At 69.7% G+C, this 21,275-nt stretch carries 21 protein-coding genes; 7 read left to right on the top strand and 14 right to left on the bottom strand.

The features are described 5' to 3' along the window. Positions 1–41: 41 nt before the first annotated feature. Complete coding sequence (locus tag ACAM51_RS07680; protein WP_218295901.1) at positions 42–401, bottom strand: 5-carboxymethyl-2-hydroxymuconate Delta-isomerase; 360 nt, start codon at positions 399–401, stop codon at positions 42–44. A gap of 449 nt (positions 402–850) precedes the next feature. Between ACAM51_RS07680 and ACAM51_RS07675 the strand changes: the two genes are divergently transcribed. Then, complete coding sequence (locus ACAM51_RS07675) at positions 851–1,591, top strand: carbonic anhydrase (protein ID WP_369643175.1); 741 nt, start codon at positions 851–853, stop codon at positions 1,589–1,591. Positions 1,592–1,650: 59 nt separating this feature from the next. On the opposite strand, the gene bioF is transcribed toward ACAM51_RS07675, so the two are convergent. The 9 genes from bioF to ACAM51_RS07630 form a co-directional block, all read right to left on the bottom strand. Next, positions 1,651–2,937 (bottom strand): 8-amino-7-oxononanoate synthase, encoded by a 1,287-nt coding sequence (gene bioF, locus ACAM51_RS07670; protein ID WP_369643174.1) that lies wholly within the window; start codon positions 2,935–2,937, stop codon positions 1,651–1,653. Then, positions 2,934–3,605 carry a dethiobiotin synthase gene (bioD, locus tag ACAM51_RS07665; protein WP_218295899.1) on the bottom strand — a complete coding sequence of 224 codons (672 nt, stop codon included), beginning with the start codon at positions 3,603–3,605 and terminating at the stop codon, positions 2,934–2,936. Before bioD ends, bioF begins: the two co-directional genes overlap by 4 nt. After that, entirely contained in the window at positions 3,602–4,930 is a 1,329-nt protein-coding gene (gene bioA, locus ACAM51_RS07660) for an adenosylmethionine--8-amino-7-oxononanoate transaminase (RefSeq protein ID WP_369643792.1), read from the bottom strand. Before bioA ends, bioD begins: the two co-directional genes overlap by 4 nt. Positions 4,931–4,935: 5 nt before the next feature. Continuing rightward, positions 4,936–5,316: an aspartate 1-decarboxylase gene (gene panD, locus ACAM51_RS07655; protein ID WP_369643173.1), complete on the bottom strand. Its 381-nt coding sequence runs from the start codon at positions 5,314–5,316 to the stop codon at positions 4,936–4,938. A gap of 64 nt (positions 5,317–5,380) precedes the next feature. Next, positions 5,381–5,755, bottom strand: coding sequence for a 6-carboxytetrahydropterin synthase (locus ACAM51_RS07650; protein WP_218295897.1), 375 nt, complete (start codon positions 5,753–5,755; stop codon positions 5,381–5,383). Between the two features lie 27 nt (positions 5,756–5,782). After that, positions 5,783–6,418: a 7-carboxy-7-deazaguanine synthase gene (queE, locus tag ACAM51_RS07645; protein ID WP_218295896.1), complete on the bottom strand. Its 636-nt coding sequence runs from the start codon at positions 6,416–6,418 to the stop codon at positions 5,783–5,785. Then, positions 6,415–8,004, bottom strand: coding sequence for an L-aspartate oxidase (gene nadB / locus ACAM51_RS07640; protein WP_218339549.1), 1,590 nt, complete (start codon positions 8,002–8,004; stop codon positions 6,415–6,417). The genes queE and nadB overlap by 4 nt, the downstream gene beginning before the upstream one ends. A gap of 136 nt (positions 8,005–8,140) precedes the next feature. Beyond that, the gene (locus tag ACAM51_RS07635; protein WP_218295894.1) at positions 8,141–9,007 is read right to left on the bottom strand and encodes a ScpA family protein; all 867 of its coding nucleotides are present in this window, start codon (positions 9,005–9,007) and stop codon (positions 8,141–8,143) included. 77 nt (positions 9,008–9,084) lie between these two features. Next, entirely contained in the window at positions 9,085–9,291 is a 207-nt protein-coding gene (locus tag ACAM51_RS07630) for a DUF3460 family protein (protein WP_218295893.1), read from the bottom strand. Between the two features lie 43 nt (positions 9,292–9,334). Here ACAM51_RS07630 and ACAM51_RS07625 point away from each other — a divergent pair, with 43 nt between their 5' ends. Continuing rightward, entirely contained in the window at positions 9,335–9,847 is a 513-nt protein-coding gene (locus ACAM51_RS07625; RefSeq protein ID WP_369643172.1) for an outer membrane protein assembly factor BamE, read from the top strand. A gap of 12 nt (positions 9,848–9,859) precedes the next feature. Here ACAM51_RS07625 and ACAM51_RS07620 read toward each other — a convergent pair whose 3' ends face one another. After that, positions 9,860–11,527, bottom strand: coding sequence for a SulP family inorganic anion transporter (locus ACAM51_RS07620; RefSeq protein WP_369643171.1), 1,668 nt, complete (start codon positions 11,525–11,527; stop codon positions 9,860–9,862). Positions 11,528–11,931: 404 nt separating this feature from the next. Here ACAM51_RS07620 and ACAM51_RS07615 point away from each other — a divergent pair, with 404 nt between their 5' ends. Continuing rightward, positions 11,932–12,585, top strand: coding sequence for a YitT family protein (locus ACAM51_RS07615; RefSeq protein WP_218295890.1), 654 nt, complete (start codon positions 11,932–11,934; stop codon positions 12,583–12,585). A 9-nt stretch (positions 12,586–12,594) separates the two neighbouring features. Here ACAM51_RS07615 and ACAM51_RS07610 read toward each other — a convergent pair whose 3' ends face one another. Next, positions 12,595–13,389 (bottom strand): MipA/OmpV family protein, encoded by a 795-nt coding sequence (locus ACAM51_RS07610; protein ID WP_369643170.1) that lies wholly within the window; start codon positions 13,387–13,389, stop codon positions 12,595–12,597. Positions 13,390–13,605: 216 nt separating this feature from the next. Between ACAM51_RS07610 and ACAM51_RS07605 the strand changes: the two genes are divergently transcribed. From ACAM51_RS07605 to ACAM51_RS07595, 3 genes are all read left to right on the top strand, one after another. Continuing rightward, positions 13,606–14,265: a response regulator gene (locus tag ACAM51_RS07605; RefSeq protein ID WP_218339545.1), complete on the top strand. Its 660-nt coding sequence runs from the start codon at positions 13,606–13,608 to the stop codon at positions 14,263–14,265. Further along, a complete protein-coding gene (locus ACAM51_RS07600) occupies positions 14,262–15,728 on the top strand; it encodes a sensor histidine kinase (RefSeq protein WP_369643169.1) in 1,467 nt (488 codons plus the stop codon). Before ACAM51_RS07605 ends, ACAM51_RS07600 begins: the two co-directional genes overlap by 4 nt. A 69-nt stretch (positions 15,729–15,797) precedes the next feature. Further along, positions 15,798–16,442, top strand: a complete 645-nt coding sequence (locus ACAM51_RS07595; protein ID WP_218295886.1) for a DUF2306 domain-containing protein — start codon at positions 15,798–15,800, stop codon at positions 16,440–16,442. 55 nt (positions 16,443–16,497) lie between these two features. Here ACAM51_RS07595 and metG read toward each other — a convergent pair whose 3' ends face one another. Then, positions 16,498–18,612: a methionine--tRNA ligase gene (gene metG, locus ACAM51_RS07590; RefSeq protein WP_369643168.1), complete on the bottom strand. Its 2,115-nt coding sequence runs from the start codon at positions 18,610–18,612 to the stop codon at positions 16,498–16,500. Between the two features lie 181 nt (positions 18,613–18,793). Between metG and ACAM51_RS07585 the strand changes: the two genes are divergently transcribed. Then, positions 18,794–19,924 carry an SMP-30/gluconolactonase/LRE family protein gene (locus ACAM51_RS07585; protein WP_369643167.1) on the top strand — a complete coding sequence of 377 codons (1,131 nt, stop codon included), beginning with the start codon at positions 18,794–18,796 and terminating at the stop codon, positions 19,922–19,924. A gap of 27 nt (positions 19,925–19,951) precedes the next feature. Here ACAM51_RS07585 and ACAM51_RS07580 read toward each other — a convergent pair whose 3' ends face one another. Beyond that, positions 19,952–21,226, bottom strand: coding sequence for a patatin-like phospholipase family protein (locus ACAM51_RS07580; protein WP_218295883.1), 1,275 nt, complete (start codon positions 21,224–21,226; stop codon positions 19,952–19,954). Positions 21,227–21,275 lie beyond the last annotated feature (49 nt).

The following is a 21,275-nucleotide window of genomic DNA, read 5'->3' as shown; positions in this document are numbered from 1 at the left end:
GTGGTGGTGGGGGCCGGGCTGGCGGAGGATTCAGCGCCGGTTCAAAGCCGCTCTTTGGCGTAGGAGCCCCGGTCCATGTCCACCACTTCCACGCTCAGCTGCACCATCACGCCCTGTGGGCGGGGTGTGCGTTCGCGCAGCACGGCGGCGATGCGCCCGGAGAGTTCTTTCTTGGCCTCGGGCGTGCGGCCCGAGAGCAGACGCAGCTGCGCGTGCACGAACGCGCGCTGGGCCGGTGCGGTGCCGATCTCGAAGCTGTCGGCCACGATGAATCGGGTCTTCAGATCGGCCTCGTCCTGCACCTCGGGGTGGGCGCACAGGGTGGCGTTGAGCGCAGCCAGGGTGTCCGCCTCGGGATAGTGGGGCAGGTTGCTGGAGTATTCGACGGTGAGATGGGGCATGGGATTCGTGATTCCGTTCTGGGCGGGGCACGCACTGTGCGCGCCGCGCCAGTTTAAGGGCGCGGGTTCACCGCCGGGCGCGCGGGGGCTTGCGCCGGTCAGGTTCCCAGGCCGGCCCCGGCCCGGGGGCGACGTTCCAGCCCTCGCGTGCGTTCGCGTGCGCTTGAAGGCCGGTGGCGAATGCGGGGCGGCCGCTTCTTGTTGACACGGCACCAGGGCCATGCGCGATTTGTGTTGCCGCGGAGCGGCCCGCCTGCTCAGAATCCGGGCGGCCCCGCGCTCACTGTGCGGGGCCCGCGCCGTGTGCCGGTTCGCAGGTTCCTGCCGTGCCGCCAGGAACATTGCCAGGGTGCTGCAACCCGTGGCGAACCGTGGCGCATGCGGCGGACGTGCAGGTGGGCAGCGGCTTTTCCTCAACCGTGTTCAGTAAAACCATGACATACCAAAAAATGATCCGACACACCGCTCTCGCCGTCCTGGCGCTGTGCGCCGCCACCGGGGCTGGCGCGCAATCGCCACCGCACTGGGAGTACAAGGGCAAGCACGGCGCCACGCACTGGGGCGCGCTGGAGGCGGGCTTTGAAGCCTGCGCGCGGGGTGCGGCGCAAAGCCCCGTGGACATCCGCAAGACCGTGAAGGAGGCGCTGCCGGCGCTCGAGTTCCAGTACACGCCCGGGGCGCCCACGCTGGTCAACAACGGCCACACGGTGCAGGTCAACATGCCCGCCGGCAGCAGGCTCGTGGTCAACGGCAGGGCCATGGAGCTGCTGCAGTTCCACTTCCACACCCCCAGCGAGGAAGCCATTGGCGGCAAGCGCGCGGCCATGGTGGCGCACTTCGTGCACAAGGGCGAGGACGGCGGGCTGGGCGTGGTGGCCGCGCTGATACAGCCCGGCAAGACCAATGCCGCGTGGGCTCCCATCTTTGCGCACCTGCCGCGCACCGGCGAGCAGGTGACGGTGCAGGGGCTCACCCTGGACGCCAGCGCCCTGTTGCCCGCCAGGAAAGGCTACTACAGCTTTGACGGCTCGCTGACCACGCCGCCGTGTTCCGAAGGCGTGCAGTGGATGGTGCTCAAGGAGCCCGTGAAGCTCGGCGCCCAGCAGATCAAGGCGTTTCGCCAGCTGTACAACGCCAACGCGCGGCCATTGCAGCCGCTCAACGGGCGCGTGGTCAAGGAAAGCGCCTGACGGCCACTCCGGGGGACGGCGCTCCAGGGGGGCGCGGGGAGCACCGGCGGCGCCTGCCCTCAGCCGCTGACGGCCGCGCGCGCGCCGCTGGTGCCAGTGGCTGGCGGCTGCCGGGCGGCCACGTGGCGGGCCGCCGGGACCGCGTGGGCCGCATGCGCGGCCAGGGCGGCCAGCAACCGGTCCACATCGTGGGCCGTGTGGGCGGCCGACAGCGCAATGCGCAGCCGGGCCGTGCCCGCGGGCACGGTGGGCGGGCGGATGGCGGGCACCCACAGGCCCTCGCGGCGCAGGCTTTCCATCGCGGCCAGGGCGGCTTCGTTGCTGCCGATCACGAGTGCCTGCACCGCCGTGTGGGATGGCAGCAGTTGCCAGCCCAGTCCTGGGGGCAGCGTGGCCAGGCCTTCGCTCAGTTGCGCAATGCGCTGGCGCAGCCCCTCCCGCAGCTCGTCGGCGGCCGCCATCAGCTCCAGGCTCTTGCGCAAGGCGCTCGCCAGCAGGGGCGGCGCGGCGGTGGCGAAGATGTAGGTGCGCGTCTTCTGCAGCAGCCATTCGATGAGTGCCGCGTCGCCCGCCACGAAGGCGCCGGCGACGCCCGCCGCCTTGCCCAGCGTGGCCATGTAGAGCACGCGGCGCGACGCGGCGGCACCCGCCAGCCCCGCGTGCGCCAGGCTGCCGCGCCCCTGCGGCCCGAGCACGCCAAAGCCATGGGCGTCGTCCAGCAGCAGCAGGGCGTCGTAGCGCTCGCACAGCGCCAGCAGCGCCGGGATGTCGATCAGGTCGCCATCCATGCTGAAGACGGCATCGCTGACCACCAGCTTGCGCCGCGCGGGGCTGGCGGCCAGCGCGGCTTGCAGTGCCGCCAGGTCGGCATGCGGGTAGCGGTGGATGGTGGCGCGTGACAGCCGCGCGCCATCGATCAGGCAGGCATGGTTGAGCGCATCGGAAAACAGTGCGTCGCCCGCGCCCACCAGGGCGGGGATGATGCCGGTATTGGTGGCATAGCCCGCGTAGAAGTACAGCGCCCGGGGCAATTGCACGAAGGCGGCCAGTTCCTGCTCCAGCGCTGCGTTGGCGGCGCTGTGCCCGCTGACCAGGGGCGAGCCGCCCGAGCCCACGCCAAAGGTGTGCGTGGCCTCGCGCGCGGCCTCGGCCAGCGCGGGGTGGCCGGCCAGGCCCAGGTAGTCGTTGCTGCAGAAGGCCAGCATGGATTGCCCGTCCACCAGCAGGTGGGCACCCCCTGCGGGCTGCACCACGCGGCGGCGGCGCAGCAGGTGGGCGCGCTCGAGGTCGGCGATTTGCCCTGGGATCTCGTCCAGCCAGGACGCGCAGGAGGTCGGCGCGGTCATAGCCACTCCCCGGGAAGCTCGAACACCAGGCCGCGCGCGTCGGGCAGTTCCTGGTAGGGCACCTCGGCCAGCAGCGGCGCGCCCAGGCGGTCCCGCAGGTAGGCGATGTTCTCTTCGGCCGCGTCCATGCCAGGGTCCACGCGGTTGGCCACCCAGCCGGCCAGCGCGAGGCCGCGCGCGCGGATCGCCTCGGCCGTGAGCAGCGCGTGGTTCAGGCAGCCCAGCCGCAGGCCCACCACCAGCACCACGGGCAGGGCCAGGGCCTGGGCCAGGTCGGCGCCGGTCTCGGTGTCCGACAGCGGCACGTGGAAGCCCCCCGCGCCTTCGACCACCACCGCATCGGCCTGGGCCGCCAGGGCCTGGTAGCTGCGCACGATGGCCGCGATGTCGATCCGCACCCCGGCGCGCGCGGCGGCGATGTGGGGCGAGAGCGGATCGAGCAGCAGCACGGGGTTGTCCAGCTCGGGCGCCACGGCCAGCGTGGAGGCCGAACGCAGCGCGATCGCGTCCTCGCTGGCCCAGTCCTCGCCCCAGGGCACCACGCCCGCGGCCACCGGCTTCATGCCGACCACGCGGCGGTGGTGTGGCGCCAGGGCGTGCAGCAGGCCGGTGGACACCAGCGTCTTGCCGACGCCCGTGTCGGTGCCGGTGACAAAACATCCAATCATGGGGTCTCCTCCTGCAGGGTGGCGTTCAGTGCGCCCAGCGCGCCCTCGGCGAGGCGCTGCACGGCCTCTTCGTCGAGCACATAGGGTGGCATCGCGTACAGCGTGTGGCCGATGGGGCGCAGCACCAGCCCCCGCGCCATGGCGTGCTGGTGGTAACGGCGTGCGAAGTCGGGCAGCGTGTTGTCGATGTCCCAGGCCCAGATCATTCCCAGGCGCCGCGCGTGGCGCACGCGCGGATGGCGGGTGAGCGGCATGCAGGCCGCGTCGATGCGCAGGGCCAGGGCCGCATTGGCGTTGAGGGTGTCGAGCTGGCCGAACAGCTCCAGCGTGGCCAGCGCCGCGCGGCAGGCCAGCGGGTTGCCGGTGTACGAATGCGAGTGCAGAAAGCCGCGCGCCACATCGTCGTCGTAGAACGCGGCATACACCGCGTCGGTGGTGAGCACGGCCGACAGCGGCAGCGTGCCGCCCGTGAGGCCCTTGGACAGGCAGATGAAGTCCGGCCGGATGCCCGCCTGCTGGTGGGCGAACATCGTGCCCGTGCGGCCAAAGCCCACGGCGATCTCGTCCACCACCAGGTGCACCTCGTAGCGGTCGCACAGCGCGCGCGCCAGGCGCAGGTATTCGGGGCTGTGCATCGCCATGCCGGCGGCGCACTGCACCAGCGGTTCGACGATGAGCGCGGCGGTGCTCGCGTGGTGCTCGGCCAGCCAGGCATCGAGCGCCTGGGCACTGCGACGCGCCACGTCCTCGGCGCTTTCGCCGGGCGCCGCGCCGCGTGCATCGGGGCTGGGCACGGTGGCGGCCAGGCGCACCAGCGGCGCGTAGGCCTCGCGGAAGATCGCGATGTCGGTCACGGCCAGCGCGCCCACGGTCTCGCCGTGGTAGCCACCGGCCAGACCCACAAAGCGGCTCTTGGCGGGGCGACCCATGTTGCGCCAGTAGTGCGCACTCATCTTCAGGGCGATCTCGGTGGCCGCCGCGCCGTCGCTGCCGTAGAACGCATGGCCCAGGCCCGTGAGCGCGGAGAGGCTTTCCGACAGCTCCACCACCGGCGCATGCGTGAAGCCGGCGAGCATCACGTGGTCGAGCCGCTCCAGCTGGTCGGCGAGGGCCGCCTTGATGTGCGGGTGGCTGTGGCCAAAGAGGTTGACCCACCAGGAGCTGATGCCGTCGAGGTAGCGCCGGCCTTGCGTGTCGTAGAGCCAAGGCCCCTGTGCGCGCGCGATGGCCACGGGCGGCTGGGCCTCGTGCCGCTTCATCTGCGTGCAGGGGTGCCAGACGCTGGCGAGGCTGCGGGCCACCAGGCCGTCGTGCAGGGGCTGCATGTTCATCACAGGGCCTGTGTGGGCACGGCGTGGCGCAGTCCGGTCTGGCGGTTGTGCTCGTCCACGAACACCAGTTGCGGCTGGTGCGTGGGCACCTGGTCCTCATGCACCTGGGCGAAGGCCGCGATGATGATGAGGTCGCCCACGGCGGCGCGGCGCGCGGCCGAGCCGTTCACCGAGATCATGCCGCTGCCGCGCTGGCCCTTGATGGCGTAGGTGATGAAACGCTCGCCGTTGTTGATGTTCCAGATGTGGATCTGCTCGTTCTCGGCGATGTCGGCAGCATCGAGCAGGTCTTCGTCGATGGCGCAGGAGCCTTCGTAGTGCAGCTCGCACTGGGTCACGGCGACGCGGTGGATCTTGGATTTGAGCAAGGTACGGAACATCGGGCTTCCTTGGATGAAGTCGGTGGCGGCGCGGGCTGGGTCTGCCGGCGGGGCAGGTGGTGTGTCAGCGCGCGGGCAGGTCGAGCAAGCAGCTGTCGCCCAGCGCGTCGCGCCACACGCGCACGCGGCTCACGCGCGGCTGCAGTTCGGCGGGCAGCGCCTGGGCGATGAAGACGCACAGGTTCTCGAGCGTGGGCGTGCCCAGGCCCGGCACGTCATCCAGCATGTGGTGGTCGAGCTGCCCGCGCACCACCTCCAGGCCCCGGCGCAGCAGGCCCAGGTCCAGCACCATGCCAGTGGCGGGGTCGCGCGGGCCGCTGAGCGAGACCTCGGCGTGGTAGGTGTGGCCGTGCACGCGGCGGCTGCCTTCGGCCTCGATCTCGCGGCGCAGGGTGTGGGCGGCGTCGAAGAAGAAGCGCTGGGAAATGGTGAACAACATACGGAAATCAACAACAAAAATGCCGCATCACCGGATGCCGGTGAGCTTGTGGGTCTGCAGGCTCAGGCGCCATGCGGGGTGCGCCAGGCAGGCGTCGATGCAGGCGGCGGTGTTCTGGCGCTGCAGCAGGCCGTCCATGGGCTGCAGGAAGCGGTGGGTGAACTGGGTGTCCTGCTCCAGCGCCCGCAGGTCGAACCCGGGCTGGGGCCACACGAGTTTCAGCTCCTGTCCGCTGCGCTGGACCCACGGTGCACCGGCCTTGGGGCTGATGCACAGCCAGTCGATGCCCTCGGGCGCTTTCACGGTGCCGTTGCTCTCCACGGCGATGCGGAACTGCTGGGCGTGCAGTGCGTCGATGAGTTCAGCGTCGACCTGCAGCAGGGGCTCGCCACCGGTCAGCACCACCAGCCGGTGGCCTGCGCCGGCAGGCCACTGCGCGGCGATGGTGTCGGCCAGCAGCGTGGCGGTGTCGAACTTGCCGCCCAAAGTGCCGTCGGTGCCCACGAAGTCGGTGTCGCAGAACTGGCAGATGGCCTGCGCGCGGTCCTGCTCGCGGCCCGTCCAGAGGTTGCAGCCCGCAAAGCGGCAGAACACGGCAGGCGTGCCTGCCTGGCCGCCTTCACCTTGCAGGGTGTAGAAAATTTCCTTGACGCTGTAGGTCATCGGGGCACCGGGGGGACGAGGATGGTAGGGGCGGCTGGGGCTGCGATCTCAGGGTAGTCGCGGCTGAAATGCAGGCCCCGGCTTTCGCGGCGCAGCTGCGCGCTTTTCACGATCAGGTCGGCCACCTGCACCAGGTTGCGCAGCTCCAGCAGGTCGCGCGTGATGTGAAAGTGCGCGTAGAACTCCTGGATCTCGCCCTGCAGCATGGCGATGCGGTGCGCGGCGCGCTCCAGGCGCTTGTTGGTGCGCACGATGCCCACGTAGTCCCACATGAAGCGGCGCAGCTCGTCCCAGTTGTGGGAGATGACGACGGACTCGTCTGCGTCGGTCACGCGGCTGTCGTCCCAGGCGGGCACGGCGGGCAGATCGGCGGTGGGGGCCGTGGCAATGGCCTGGGCGGCAGCGCGTGCGAACACCATGCATTCGAGCAGCGAGTTGCTGGCCAGCCGGTTGGCGCCGTGCAGGCCGGTGCAGGCCACCTCGCCCACGGCGTACAGGCCGGGCAGGTCGGTGCGGCCGGCCAGGTCGGTCAGCACTCCGCCGCAAGTGAAGTGGGCCGTGGGCACCACGGGGATGGGCTCTTTGGTGATGTCGATGCCCAGCGCGGCGCAGTGGGCCAGGATGTTCGGAAAGTGTTCCTGCAAGAACGCGGGGCTCTGGTGCGAGATGTCCAGGTGCACGCAATCGAGGCCGTGTTTCTTCATCTCGAAGTCGATGGCGCGTGCCACCACGTCGCGCGGGGCCAGTTCGGCGCGCGGGTCATGGTCCAGCATGAAGCGCGTGCCGCCCGCCGAGGGGGGTAGCAGCAGCCTGCCGCCTTCGCCGCGCACCGCCTCGCTGATGAGGAAGGACTTTTCGTGCGGGTGGTACAGGCCCGTGGGGTGGAACTGGATGAACTCCATGTTCGCCACGCGGCAGCCCGCGCGCCACGCGGCGGCAATGCCGTCGCCCGTGGCGGTGTCGGGGTTGGTGGTGTACAGGTATACCTTGCCCGCGCCGCCCGTAGCCAGGATGGTCTGCGGCGCGCGGAAGGTCACCACCTCATCGGTGTCGCTGTCCAGCGCATGCAGGCCGAGGCACCGGTGGCCGGGCAGGCCCAGCTTGCGCGTGGTGATCAGGTCCACCAGCGTGTGCTGCTCGAACAGCGTGATGCCGGGCGTGGCGCGCACCACGTCGATCAGCGTGCGCTGCACGGCCGCGCCGGTGGCGTCGGTCACATGGGCAATGCGGCGCGCGCTGTGGCCGCCTTCGCGCGTGAGGTGCAGCTGGTCGCCTTCGAGCGTGAAGGGAACGCCCAGCTGGCGCAGCCAGGCGATCGATGCGGGTGCGTTCTCGACCACGAAGCGCGTGGTAGCCAGGTCGCACAGGCCTGCGCCGGCCACCAGCGTGTCTTCGATGTGGGCGGCAAAACTGTCGTCATCGGCCAGCACGGCGGCAATGCCGCCCTGGGCCCAGCCGCTCGATCCATCCTGCAGCGTGCGCTTGGTGATCACGGCCACGCGGTGCGTGGGGGCCAGGTGCAGCGCGGCCGAGAGGCCTGCGAGGCCGCTGCCTACGATGAGAACGTCGAAGTCGTGGGATGCCATGGAAGGTGTCAGTTGCCGTTGAAGTGGGCGCGGCTCCCGGCCGGGGCCACCGTGAAGCTGGCTTTGCCAGGCCACCGGTGGCGTCCCCCTCCCGCGCAGCGAGAGAGGGGGAAGCGGCGCAGCCGCTCAGGGGGTGTCATGCCGGTACATAGGCGAGGCGCACGTAGATGGGGGCAAACGCCTCGGCCTGCGTGATCTCGATCAGCGTCTCCTTGGCCAGCTCCAGCAGGGCGATGAAGGTCACCACCAGCACGGTGCTGCCTTTTTCGGGCTCGAAGAGTTCTTCAAACTCCACGAAGCGGCGGCCCTGCAGCGTCTTGAGCACCATGCTCATATATTCGCGCACGCTCAGCTCTTCGCGCGTGATCCTGTGGTGCTGCACGAGCTTGGCGCGTTTCAGGATGTCGCGCCAGGCGTCCTGCAGCTCCACCACGTGCACGTCCGGAAAGCGCGGCTGCAGGCTTTGTTCGATGTAGACCTGCGCCTTGAGGAAGTCGCGCCCGTACTGCGGCAACTGCCCCAGGCGGGCGGCGGCCATCTTCATCTGTTCGTATTCGAGCAGGCGGCGCACCAGCTCGGCGCGCGGGTCTTCGGGCTCCTCGCCCTCGGCCTGCTTCTTGGGCGGCAGCAGCATGCGCGACTTGATCTCGATCAGCATCGCCGCCATCAGCAAATACTCGGCCGCCAGCTCCAGGTTGCGGCTGCGGATCTCGTCCACATACGCCAGGTACTGCTTGGTCACCCCCACCATGGGGATGTCGAGGATGTTGAAGTTCTGCTTGCGGATCAGGTACAGCAGCAGATCGAGCGGGCCTTCGAAGGCTTCAAGGAAGACTTCGAGCGCATCGGGCGGGATGTACAGGTCCGTGGGCAGCGCGAACAGCGGCTCGCCATACAGGCGCGCCAGCGCGACCTGATCGACCACGTCGGGCATGCCGCCCGCGTTCAGCGCGGCCGTGCCCGCCGGATCATCGGACGCCTCGGGCACGCGCGCGGTGGTCATGGATATTTGCTATTGAAAATATAGCTATCAGCGCTTATTGATCAAGCGCCGGGGGCCAATTTGATGCCCGGGTCGGCTCAGTCGGCGTTCGTCTGGTAGACGTAGGGCTTTTGCTCGACCTGGGCTTCGCGGTACTCCCCCCAGATCTTGCGGTCCACCTGCTTGTCCCACAGCAGCGCGCGGCCGGCCAGCTGCTGGCTTTCCAGCTCGGGCTTGCTGGCCTTGAGCTGGTTGATGAACTGGGTGGCATCGGATTGGTAATCGGGGCGGCGGAAAATGGACATGGACTGTTAACCTCTTTGCCGTGGATTTTACCGGGACCGACTCATGCCCTTGATATATCGCGCCGCCGCCCTGGCGGCCGCCACTTTTTCGTTGCTGGCGCTTGCCGCCTGCGACCCGCAACGCATCAGCGAACTCAAGGAGGGCGTCTCCACCGAGGCCGACGTGCGCGACCGCTTCGGCACCCCCGAGAACGTGTGGGACGAGCCCGGCGGCGCGCGCACGTTCGAATACAACCGCCAGCCCGCCGGCCAGGTCAACTACATGATCACCATCGGCGCCGACGGCCGCATGACGGCGCTGCGCCAGGTGCTCACCCCCGAGAACTTCGCGCGCGTGGTGCCCGGCATGCGCATGGACGAGGTGCGCCGCCTGCTGGGCAAGCCCGCCAAGGTCACGCCCTATGAACTGAAGCGGGAAACCCATGCCGACTGGCGCTACCTGGAGGCACCCAACCAGGCCAAGATGTTCACCGTGATCCATGGGCCCGACCAGTTCGTGCTGCGCACCCAGACGGGGGCCGACCTGGAGGCGCCGGAGTTCAAGGGCGGCAAGTAGCCGCGCGGCGGGTCACACCGGCAGGTCCTCCAGCCCCTGCGCCGCCAGCCGGGCGGCAAAGCCCGAGCGCTCGATCAGCGAGCGCGGCTGCTCGTGCAGGTGCACCAGGCGCAGCCGCCCGCCGCGCGCGGCCACGGCCTTGAGGATCTGCGCCAGCGCGTCCAGCCCCGTGGTGTCCAGCGCCACCAGCTCGCTCGCGTCCAGCACCACGTCCATGCCGGGCGGGCCGGTCTCCACGGCCTGGAGGATGGGGTCGATCTTGGCGGCGGCGCCGAAGAACAGCGCGCCATGCAGGCGCCAGGTGGCCGTGGGCCGCCCCTGGGGAAAACTGCCTTCGGCCTCCGGCTGGCGCACCACGCGAAAGAGCCCGCTCATGCGCCGCACGAACAGCGCGCAGGCCATGAAGAGGCCCACCTCCACCGCCACCGTGAGGTCGAACACCACGGTGAGGAAGAACGTGCCCAGCATCAGCAGCCGGTAGTGGTTGCTGAAGTGCTTGAGGCGCACGAACTCGTGCCACTCGCCCATGTTCCAGGCCACGTACAACAGGATGCCCGCCAGCACCGCCAGCGGAATGTGCAGCGCCAGCGGGGCGGCCACCAGCACGATCACCAGCAGCGTGAGCGCATGCACCATGCCCGCCACGGGCGAGGTGGCGCCCGCGCGGATGTTGGTGACGGTGCGCGCAATGGTGCCGGTGGCGGGCATGCCGCCGAAGAACGGCACCACCAGATTGGCCAGCCCCTGGGCCACCAGCTCCTGGTTGGGGTCGTGTTTCTTGTGGTGCGGGTCGGTGGCCAGCTGGTCGGCCACGCGGGCGCACAGCAGCGATTCGATGGCGCCCAGCAGCGCGATGGTGAGCGTGGGCGTGACCAGCAGGCGCACCGTGTCCCACGAAAAATCGGGCAGCGCGAACACCGGCAGCGCCTGCGGAATGCCGCCAAACCGCGAGCCGATGGTCTCCACCGGAAACTCCATCGCCCAGGCCAGCAGGCTCAGCGTGACCAGCGCCACGACGGGCGCGGGCACGCGCGCGAAGCTGCGCACGGTGTGGCGCTCCAGCACCTGCATCACGGGCGAGCCTTTCATCATCAGCCTGGGCCAGACGAACAACCCGGCCACGCAGGCCGCGCCCAGCCCGAAGGCATAGGGGTTGAGGCTGTCCGCGTGCCGCGCCAGCGCATCGATCTGCGAGAAGAAATTGCCCGGCATGCGGTCGATGGACAGGCCCAGCCAGTCCTTGACCTGCGACAGCGCGATCAGCACGGCAATGCCGTTGGTGAAGCCGATCACGATGCTCACCGGCACGAAACGCACCAGCGTGCCCAGCCTGAAGAGCCCCAGCAGCACCAGCAGCACGCCCGCGCAGGCGGTGGAGATGAGCAGGTTGGCCACGCCGTAGCGCTCGACGATGCCGTAGACGATGACGATGAATGCGCCCGCTGGTCCGCCGATCTGCACGTTGGTGCCCCCCAGGGCGGAGATCAGGAAGCCCGCGATGATCGCCGTCCACAGCCCCGCCTCGGGCTTGAGGCCGCTGGCGATCGCGAACGCCATGGCCAGCGGCAGCGCCACGATGCCCACCGTCACCCCCGCACCCACGTCGGCCAGCCAGCGGCCCTTGTCGTAGCCGCGCAGCGCATCGAGCAGGCGGGGGTGGAAGGCGAGTGAAAACTGCATGGTGGCGGGCACTTTCTTTTCGGCGGCTCTGCGGCGGCCCAGGGCCCGGCACCGCCGGGATGCAGCCACCACCGCCATCAACGCGGGGCAGACTTCAGTGTAGTGAGCCGGGTGCGCAGCGCAATGGGGCGAAGCCGGTGCGGTCGCCAAGCACATTGCGTGCCGAATGTGCCCGTTGCCAGGGGCCGCGCGGGGGGGCGGGTTGTGGATGGAACTTTAAAATTGATAGCAAACTATTGAACTACAACCAGCGGTAGCAGCCGGAAATTCTTCGAATTCTGCCCGCTCAGGGATGGACATCGGGCGTGGAGCCCGCGCTCCCTGGCATATTGCTTGCTGTTCTTGCACGGCCATCCCGGCCCCCGCTCCGTGCGGATTGATGTGACGCCAGCGTGATCCCCTCCATGACCGACACCCCCGCCAATGACTCCAGCGCCGCTGGCGATGCCCATGCCGACGCATCCACCCTGCGCCATGGTGCGTTCGAGGATGTACAGGCCCTGTTCGCCGGCACGCTGTTCGTGGCCATGGCTCTCATGCTGTTCAACCAGGCGGGGCTGCTGGTGGGCGGCACGGCGGGCGCGGCGTTTCTGCTGCACTACGTCACGGGCATCTCGTTCGGCAAGCTGTTCTTCGCGGTCAACCTGCCGTTCTACTGGTTCGCCTGGACGCGCATGGGGCGCGAGTTCACGGTCAAGACCTTTGTCTGCGTCGCCCTGCTGTCGCTGCTGACCGAGCTGTTCCCCCATGTGATGCACGTGGACTACCTGAACCCGCTGTTCGCATCCTTGCTGGGCGGGCTGCTGCTGGGCACGGGCTGCCTGTTCCTGGCGCGCCACCGCTCCAGCCTGGGCGGGGCCACCGTGGTGTCGCTGTACCTGCAGGCCCGCTACGGCATGCGTGCGGGCAAGGTGCAGATGATGATCGACGGCACCGTGGTGCTGCTGGCGCTCTTCGTGGTGCCGGTGGACCGCGTGGCGTATTCGGTGCTGGCCGTGCTGGTGATGAGCGGGTTCCTGTGGATCAGCCACCGGCCGGGGCGGTATGTGGGGCATTGAAGGCGGCGCTCAGAACCGGTAAAGCCAGCCCGCCGTCACCGCCGGCTGGCTCGATCTGTTGACCAGCGGGCTGTTCTTGATCGCGCTGGCCAGCCGCGTGCTGCTCACGTCCACGAACATCCACTGCCGCGGCGCCAGCGCGTAGCCCACGCGCAGGCCGGCCTGCAGGTTCACGGCGGAGCTGCCTTCATGGGCCGGGCGGCCTGCGCGGGCCTCCGCGCCTTCCACGCCGTAGTAGTAGTCCACATACTTGCGGTCCTGCCGCTGCACCGACACGCGGGGGGTGATGTCCCACGCACCGAGCTGGAAGCGGCGCTCGGCCTTCAGCGTGAACTGACGCCCCTTGCTGTGGCCGGAGGCATCGGCCAGCAGCTCGGCCGAAAGCTGCACCGGCCCCGTGTCCCAGCTGGCGGCCGCGCCCAGCCAGAGGCTGCCCTTGCGCTCCTGCATGCCGGTCAGAAAGGGCGAGTCCTTGGCCTCGTAGCCCTCGAAACCGAAGCGCGACCGCAGCCGCAGGCCCACGGGGCCGGCCGGCGGCAGCTTGACATCCACGCCCGGGCCGGCAATGTGGACCCAGCGGTTTTCGTAGGTGAGCAGGGGCAGCGGCTGCGCCTTGTCGTCGAAGTCGCGGTAGGGCTTGCGGTCGGCGCTGACGGCCAGGCCCGCCCCCCAGGTGGAGGTGGGGGCGTCCTGCTGCGCCCAGGCGGCGGCGGGCGCCAGCGCCGCCAGGGTGGCCGCGATGACCGCCGCGCGGCCCCGCAGGGTGTGGTGGGTGGGGGAGGGCAGGCGAGGGCAGTGCGTCATGGGTTCGGGTTCCAGAAAGAAGAAAAAGAAAAGGGGCGGGCCAGGCCGGGCGTGCCTGCGGGCCGCACGCCGCAGGCAGGGGGCCGGTGCACTGTAGGAATGCTTTCTTAGCGCCGGGTTAGCCCTGCGCCGCCCTGGGTGGGCGCCGCGCTCATGGCGGGCTAAGAATTCCGCGCTACGCTGTGCACCGCCCTGAAGGCCCCAAGGAGAACCCTGTTGCGCGCACTGCTGGTGGAAGACGACGACATGATCGGGCGCAGCCTGTCGCATGCGCTTAAGGGGGCGGGCTGGTCCGTGGACTGGGTGCGCAACGGCGAACTGGCCCACAGCGCCCTCGCCGATGGCGACTACAGCTGCGTGCTGCTGGACCTGGGCCTGCCGGGACTCGACGGCACCGAGGTGCTGCGCCGCGCCCGTGCGCGCGGCGACCTCACGCCGGTGGTGGTGCTTACCGCCCGCGACGGTGTCGAGGACCGCGTGCACGGCCTGGACATCGGTGCCGACGACTACCTGCTCAAACCCTTCGAGGTGGCCGAGCTGCTGGCCCGCATGCGCGCCGTGGTGCGCCGGCGCAGCGGCGTGGCCCAGTCGCTGGTGGGCAATGGTGCCCTGCAGCTGGACCTGGCCACGCGCGAGGTGCTGCAGGGCGGCGCCCGCGAGGCCCTCACCGCCCGCGAATTCGCGCTGCTGCATGCGCTGCTGGAGCGCCCCGGCGCCATCCTGTCGCGCGAGCAGCTGGAAAACCGCATCTACGGCTGGGGCGAGGAGGTCAGCAGCAACGCGGTGGACGTGCTCATCCACGGCATGCGCCGCAAGCTCGGGCCCGACGCCATCCGCAACGTGCGCGGCCTGGGCTGGCGGGTGGCGGCGCCATGACGGGGCCGGTGCGCGAGCACGCGGCCCGCTGGTACCGCCCCCGGTCCCTGCGCGGGCAGATCCTGCTGTGGCTCGCGCCCTGGATCCTGGTGGGCGCCGTGGTGGCGGGCTGCGCGTTCTGGGCGAGCTACAGCGCGCTCATCCACACCTTCATGCAGTACCAGATGGAGGTGTTGGCGCGTTCCCATGCAGCCGGCGGGCAGGGGCCGGCGGGCACCAGCGATGGCGGCGACGGCCGGGACGCTGGCCACGGGGTCGAGCCCCTGCCGCTGCTCAGCGACACCAACATCCTGGACTGGGGCGCCTTTGCCGTGCAGGTGTGGTCGGCCGACGGGCGGCTGCTGGCCACGTCTCGGCCCGACACCGGTGTGCCACTGCAGGCCGCGCCAGGGCACGGTCTGCTGCGCACCCACGATGCCTGGGCGCCTGGGTGGCGCGTCTACACCGCGCCAGCGGCCGGGCCGCACCAGCGCCGCGTGCAGGTGCTGCAAAGCGAGAAATTCCTGCAGGAAGAAGTGGCGGTGCGCACGCTGTACGTCATCGTGCCCATGGCGCTGCTGGTACCGGTGCTGCTGTTCACGCTGTGGCTGGTGGTGGGGCGCGCATCGCGCTCGCTGCGCCTGGTGGCCGATGAAGTGGCCCAGCGCGACGACCGCAGCCTGGGCGCCATCCGCATGGACCGCGTGCCCGAGGAGATCGTGCCCCTGGTGGGTTCCTTCAATGCACTGCTGGCGCGCCTGGGCGAGGCCTTTGCCGCGCAGCGCCGCTTCGTACAGGACGCCGCCCACGAGCTGCGCACGCCCATGGCCGCGATGGCGCTGCAGCTGGAGAACCTGCGCCCCTTCGTGCCTGCGGGCGATGCGCAGCAGCAGTTCGCGCAACTGGACGCGGGCATGCGCCGGGCGCGGCACCTGGTCGGCCAGTTGCTGCGCCTGTCGCGGCAGGAGGCGCCGGTGTCTGCGCAGGCACCCCCTGCGCCCGTGGACATCACGGCCCTGCTGCGCGACTGCGTGGGCCAGCTGATGCCCCTGGCGGACCAGCGCCGCATCGAGGTCGGTTTTGCCGGAGACGGGCAGGTGGCGGTCCACGCCGCTGCCAGCGAACTGCGCAGCGTGTTCGACAACCTGCTGGACAACGCCCTGCGCTACACGCCCGAGGGCGGTGCGGTCGAAGTGCGGCTGCACTGTCTGGACAGCGGCGCGGTGGTGGACATCGTCGACAACGGCCCCGGCATTCCGCCAGAGCTGCTGGAGCGGGTCTTCGACCGCTTCTTCCGCGTGCCCGGCAACGACGCCGACGGCAGCGGGCTGGGCCTGGCCATCACCCGCGCGGCAGCGCTGCGCCAGGGCTTGCGGGTGGAGCTGCGGGCGCGGGACGACGGCGCCGCGGGCCTGCTGGCGCGGGTGCATCTGCCCCCACTCCAGCCCGCGCCCGCGCCCGCGCCGCTGCTAACACCCGCCTAAGGCGCTGCTAACACGGGGCTCAGACGCAATTTCTAGAGTGGATGGACTTCCATTTCACAGAAAGTTGCCATGTCTCCACGTACTCTCGCCCCCGCCCTGGCTTGGGGTTTGCTCGCGCTGTCGGCCCTGGCCGTCGGCATTGTCTCGTTGCGCTATGCGCTGCCCGGCATGCCCTTCCCGATGGACCTGCCCAGCCTGCAGTCGGCGCCCCGGGCTTTCGTGGTGCACGCGGTCAGCGCATCGCTGGCACTGATGCTGGGCCCGCTGCAATTGATGGCGGCATGGCGCACCCGGTTTCCGGCCCTGCACCGCTGGGTGGGGCGCGGGTATGTGGCGGCGATTGCGGTGGGCTGGCTCTCGTCGCTGCCCCTGGCACTGGATGCGATGACGGGTCCCGTGGCCGTCCTGGGTTTCCTGGCGCTGGGCGTGGCCTGGATCGTGGCGACCGGCATGGGCCTGCTGCGCGCGCTGCAGCGCCGTTTTGCCGAGCACCGGCGCTGGATGGTGCGCAGCTATGCGCTCACGGCGGCAGCCATCACGCTGCGCGTCTACCTGGGGGGCAGCATGGCCCTGGGGGTGGATGAGCAGGTGTCCTACCCCTTCATCGCCTGGCTGTGCTGGGTGCCCAACCTGCTGGGCGCCGAGTGGTACCTGCGGCGACAGGCGCTGCGCGCGGGCCGGCCGCAGCGGTCGCCGCCGCTGGCATCGCTGTGAGCGAACGAGCGGCGGGGCCCGGGAAGGCAACGGCCGGCGCGGCCGTTGCAGTGCTTCAGCGCACCCGCATGCCGGGCGTGGCGCCGGGCCAGGGGTTGAGCACGTAGATGCCGGGGTTGGCCTTCTCGTCGCCATGGCTGGCGGCCAGCACCATGCCTTCGGAGACGCCGAACTTCATTTTGCGCGGCGCGAGGTTGGCCACCATCACCGTGTGCTTGCCGATCAGGTCGGCGGGCTGGTAGGCGCTGGCGATGCCTGAAAAGACATTGCGCGTGCGGCCTTCGCCCACGTCCAGCGTCAGGCGCAGCAGCTTGGTGGAGCCTTCGACCGGCTCGCAATTCACGATCAGCGCGATGCGCAGGTCGATCTTGGTGAAGTCGTCGATGGTGATGGTGGGGGCCAGTTCCTCGCCGCCGGGGGATGCTATTGTTTCAGTAGCTACTGGCGCTTGTTCTGCCTGCGCTGGAGCCTCAAACAATGCTTCCAGCTGCTCGGGGGTCACGCGCTGCATCAGGTGCTGGTAGGGGGTGATCGCCTGCACGTCGCCCGCCACGTCCCACTGCCGCATGTCCACACCCACAAAGCCTTGCACGGCCTGGGCCAGGCCCGGCAGCACGGGCGCCAGGTAGCGCGTGAGCGCGGCGAAGGTGTTGATGAGCACCGAGCAGACCTGGTGCAGCGCCTCGTTGTTGGCCGCGTCCTTGGCCAGGTCCCAGGGCTTGTTCTGGTCCACATAGGCGTTGACCTTGTCGGCCAGCTGCATGATCTCGCGCGTGGCCTTGCTGTACTCGCGGGTTTCGTACATCTGCGCGATGGCGCCGCTGGCACCGCGCACCTCGGCCAGCAGGGCCGCGCCCGTGGCGCCGAAGTCGCTGGTGAGCTTGCCGTCGAAGCGCTTGGTCAGGAATCCCGCAGCGCGGCTGGCAATGTTCACGTACTTGCCGATCAGATCGCTGTTCACGCGCAGCATGAAGTCCTCGGCGTTGAAGTCGATGTCTTCGTTGCGCGCGCTGAGCTTGGCCGCCAGGTAGTAGCGCAGCCATTCGGCGTTCATGTTCAGGCTCAGGTACTTGAGCGGGTCCAGGCCGGTGCCACGGCTCTTGCTCATCTTCTCGCCGTTGTTCACGGTGAGAAAGCCATGCACGAACACGTTGTCGGGCGTCTTGCGGCCGCTGAAGTGCAGCATGGCGGGCCAGAACAGCGTGTGGAAGGTGACGATGTCCTTGCCGATGAAGTGGTACTGCTCGGTGTCGGCAGCGGCCATGTATTCGTCGAACGAGCGGGTGTCGCCGTGTTTTGCCTTGGGGCCGCCCTTGTCGAACCAGTTCTTGAGCGAGGCCAGGTAGCCCACGGGGGCGTCGAGCCACACGTAGAAGTATTTGCCCGGCGCGTCGGGGATCTCGATGCCGAAGTAGGGCGCGTCGCGGCTGATGTCCCAGTCGCCCAGGCCTTCGCTGGTCGTGCCGTCCGGATTGGTGCGCACGGTGAACCATTCCTTGATCTTGTTGGCCACCTCGGGCTGCAGCTTGCCGTCCTGCGTCCACTTCTCCAGGAACTCCACGCAGCGCGGGTCCGAGAGCTTGAAAAAGAAATGCTCGGAGTTCTTCAGCTCGGGCTTGGCGCCGGACAAGGCAGAGAACGGGTTGATCAGGTCGGTGGGCGCGTACACCGTGCCGCACACCTCGCAGTTGTCGCCATACTGGTCCTTGGCATGGCACTTGGGGCATTCGCCCTTGATGTAGCGGTCGGGCAGGAACATGTTCTTCTCGGGGTCGAAGAACTGCTCGATGGTGCGCACCTCGATCAGCGAGCCGTCGGCGCGGTCGCGCAGGTCGTGGTAGATCTGGCGGGCCAGCTCGTGGTTCTCTGGCGCGTCGGTGCTGTGCCAGTTGTCGAAGCTGATGTGAAAGCCGTCCAGGTACTGCTTGCGGCCCGCGGCGATGTTGGCCACGAACTGCTGTGGCGTGACGCCCGCCTTCTCGGCGGCGATCATGATGGGCGCGCCATGCGTGTCGTCGGCGCCCACGAAGTTCACCGCGTGGCCCTGCATGCGCTGGAACCGCACCCAGATGTCGGCCTGGATGTATTCCATGATGTGGCCGATGTGGAAGTTGCCGTTGGCGTAGGGCAGGGCGGTGGTGACGAAGAGTTTGCGTGCGGATGACGTCATGAAAAGCGGCTTTCTCAGGCGGAACCCGCGATTTTAGGCGTTTGGCGCCCTGCCTCGCGGCCGCGGGCGCTCCAGCCCCGCGCGCGGGTCGCGCAGGTGCCAGCGAACGGGCCCCGGGCAGGGTGCGCGGGGGCTCGCCGGGCCCACAATGCCTGGCACCGACCACAACGGAGGAACGCCGATGGCAAAGAAGCTGGTGAGGAGACTGGGATGGAGCGCCGCTGGCGCCGTGCTGGTGCTGGCGGCCTACCTGGCATGGTGGCCCGTGCCCATCCGGCCCGTGGCCTGGAGCGCCCCGCCCGCGCCCGGCTACCAGGGCGTGCATGCGCCCAACACGCGGCTGGCCCAGCTGCAAGTGATCGACCTCCACGGCGAGGTCGGCCCCGAGCACATCGTCGTGGGCAGGGACGGCAAGCTCTACACCACGGTGCTCAGCGGCAACATCCTGCGCATGAACCCCGATGGATCGGGCCAGGAGGTCTTTGCCAATACCGGCGGGCGGGTGCTGGGCTTTGACTTCGACGCGGCGGGCCACCTCATCGCGGCCGATGCGGTCAAGGGCCTGCTGTCCATCGCGCCCGATGGCAAGGTCACCGTGCTGGCCGACAAGGTGGGCAGCGATCCCATCCGCTATGCCGACGGCGTGGTGGTGGCCCAAAGCGGCAAGATGTACCTGAGCGACGCCTCCACGCGTTTTGCCCCCCAGGACTGGGGCGGCACCTTCGAGGCCAGCGTGCTCGACATCCTGGAGCAGGCCAGCACGGGCCGGGTGCTGGAGTACGACCCCGCGACTCGCGCCACGCGCGTGGTGGCCCGGGGCCTGAGCTTCGCCAACGGCGTGGCGCTCAGCCAGGACGAAAAGAGCCTGTTCGTCAACGAAACCGGCAAGTACAGGGTGTGGAAGATCGCGGTGGACGCGAACGACCTGGACATCAGCCTGCCCGGAGCCCAGGCCAGCGTGCTGCTCGACAACCTGCCCGGCTACCCCGACAACCTGATGCGCGGGATGGACGGCCGCATCTGGCTGGGCTTTGCCAAGCCGCGCGGCGCGGCCATCGACAACATGGCCGGCAAGCCCTGGCTGCGCAGCCTGACACTGCGCCTGCCGCGTGCGCTGTGGCCCATCCCCCAGCCGTACGGCCACGTGATCGCGTTCACCGACGACGGCAAGGTGGTGGCCGACCTGCAGGACCCGGCGGGCGCCTACCCGGAAACCACGGCCATCACCGAGACGGCGGACCGGCTGTATGTGCAGAGCCTGCACGCGCACGGCCTGGGCTGGCTGCGCAAGGACGTGCTCAAGGCGCGGTAGCGGACGCCAGGGCGGACCGGCGGCCCTTCAGGCGTGCTCGCGGGTCTGAATGTCCGCGCCGCTGTCGGTCCAGCCGAAAAAGCGGCACACCTCGGCGCGCATGGCCAGCGTGTCGGCCCGGCCCAGGGCCATCAGCTCTTGCGTGTAGCCGGATTCGAACAGCAGGTAGCTGGCCAACGCCGCGCCGCGCACATCCGCCATGTTGGACGTGACGCCCAGCGCCGCCAGCATGGCGCGCACGGGGGCCGGCAGATCGCCCACGTGGCGCGCGGCCACCGCGTCGAGCCGCTGCGAAGGCGCGATCACCAGCAGTTCGATGGGCCGCAGCGCGCTGTGCGCGCGCACGTCGGGGGGGATCAGCGACAGCGTCTGGTTGACCCGCTGCACCCGCTCCACGTCGACCGCCAGCGCGTCCAGAAAGATGTTGGACAGCGCATGCCCCGCGATCTGCGCGAGCGTGGGGTAGCTGGGCGTGGGGTTGGCCGCGGCGTCGCCCCGGGGCTCGTGCATGCGGCCCGCGCCGATCACCAGGATGCGCTCGGCCCCCAGGTGGATGGCGGGCGCGATCGGGGCCGACTGCCGCATGGAGCCATCGCCGAAGTACTCGGTATGGTCGTCGATCGTGATGCCCTTGGCCGGGAAGATGAACGGAATGGCCGAGGACGCGAGCAGGTGCTCGTGCGTGATGCGGTCGCGCGCGGCCTTGCGCTGCGAGCGCACCCAGGGCTGCACCGGCGCGTTGGATTCGAAGAACGTGACGTGCTCGCCCGAGCTGTAGCTCGATGCCGTGACCGCCAGCGCGGTGAGGTGCCCCTTGCGGATGAGCCGGGGCAGGCGCACCAGGGGCACCATCTTCACCAGCAGTTTCTCCAGGGGCGAGTTGTCCAGCAGCGACCGGGGCCGCATGCGGCGCCACCGCGCCAGCGCCCAGCCCATGGACAGCAGCGTGAGCCAGCGCGCCCCGCTGCGCATCACGGACAGCGAATCGGCGCCATACACCTGGCTGGCATGGAACTGGCGCCACACGCGTGCGATGCGGCGCACCGCGCGGTCGAAGTTGTCGGCCCCGCAGGCCAGCGCCGCCGCGTTGATGGCGCCCGCGGAGGTGCCCGTGATGATGGGGAACGGATTGGGCCCGCCGCCCGCGCCACAGGCATTGCGGATGTCGGCGATCGCCTCCAGCACGCCCACCTGGTAGGCGGCGCGGGCACCGCCGCCGGTCAGCAGCAGGCCGGTGGGACGGGCGGGCGGGGCCGCGGGAGCGGGGGCGCAGGCGTCGGTGGGGGGGCTGATCGATGGCATCGTCGAAGGGGTGGGTGATGTGCCAAGTGTGGAGTCCGCAACCGGTCGC

The sequence above is a fragment of the Acidovorax sp. A79 genome (genome assembly GCF_041154505.1).
Taxonomy (GTDB): domain Bacteria; phylum Pseudomonadota; class Gammaproteobacteria; order Burkholderiales; family Burkholderiaceae_C; genus Acidovorax.
This window is presented reverse-complemented; position numbering and strand designations above follow the sequence as displayed.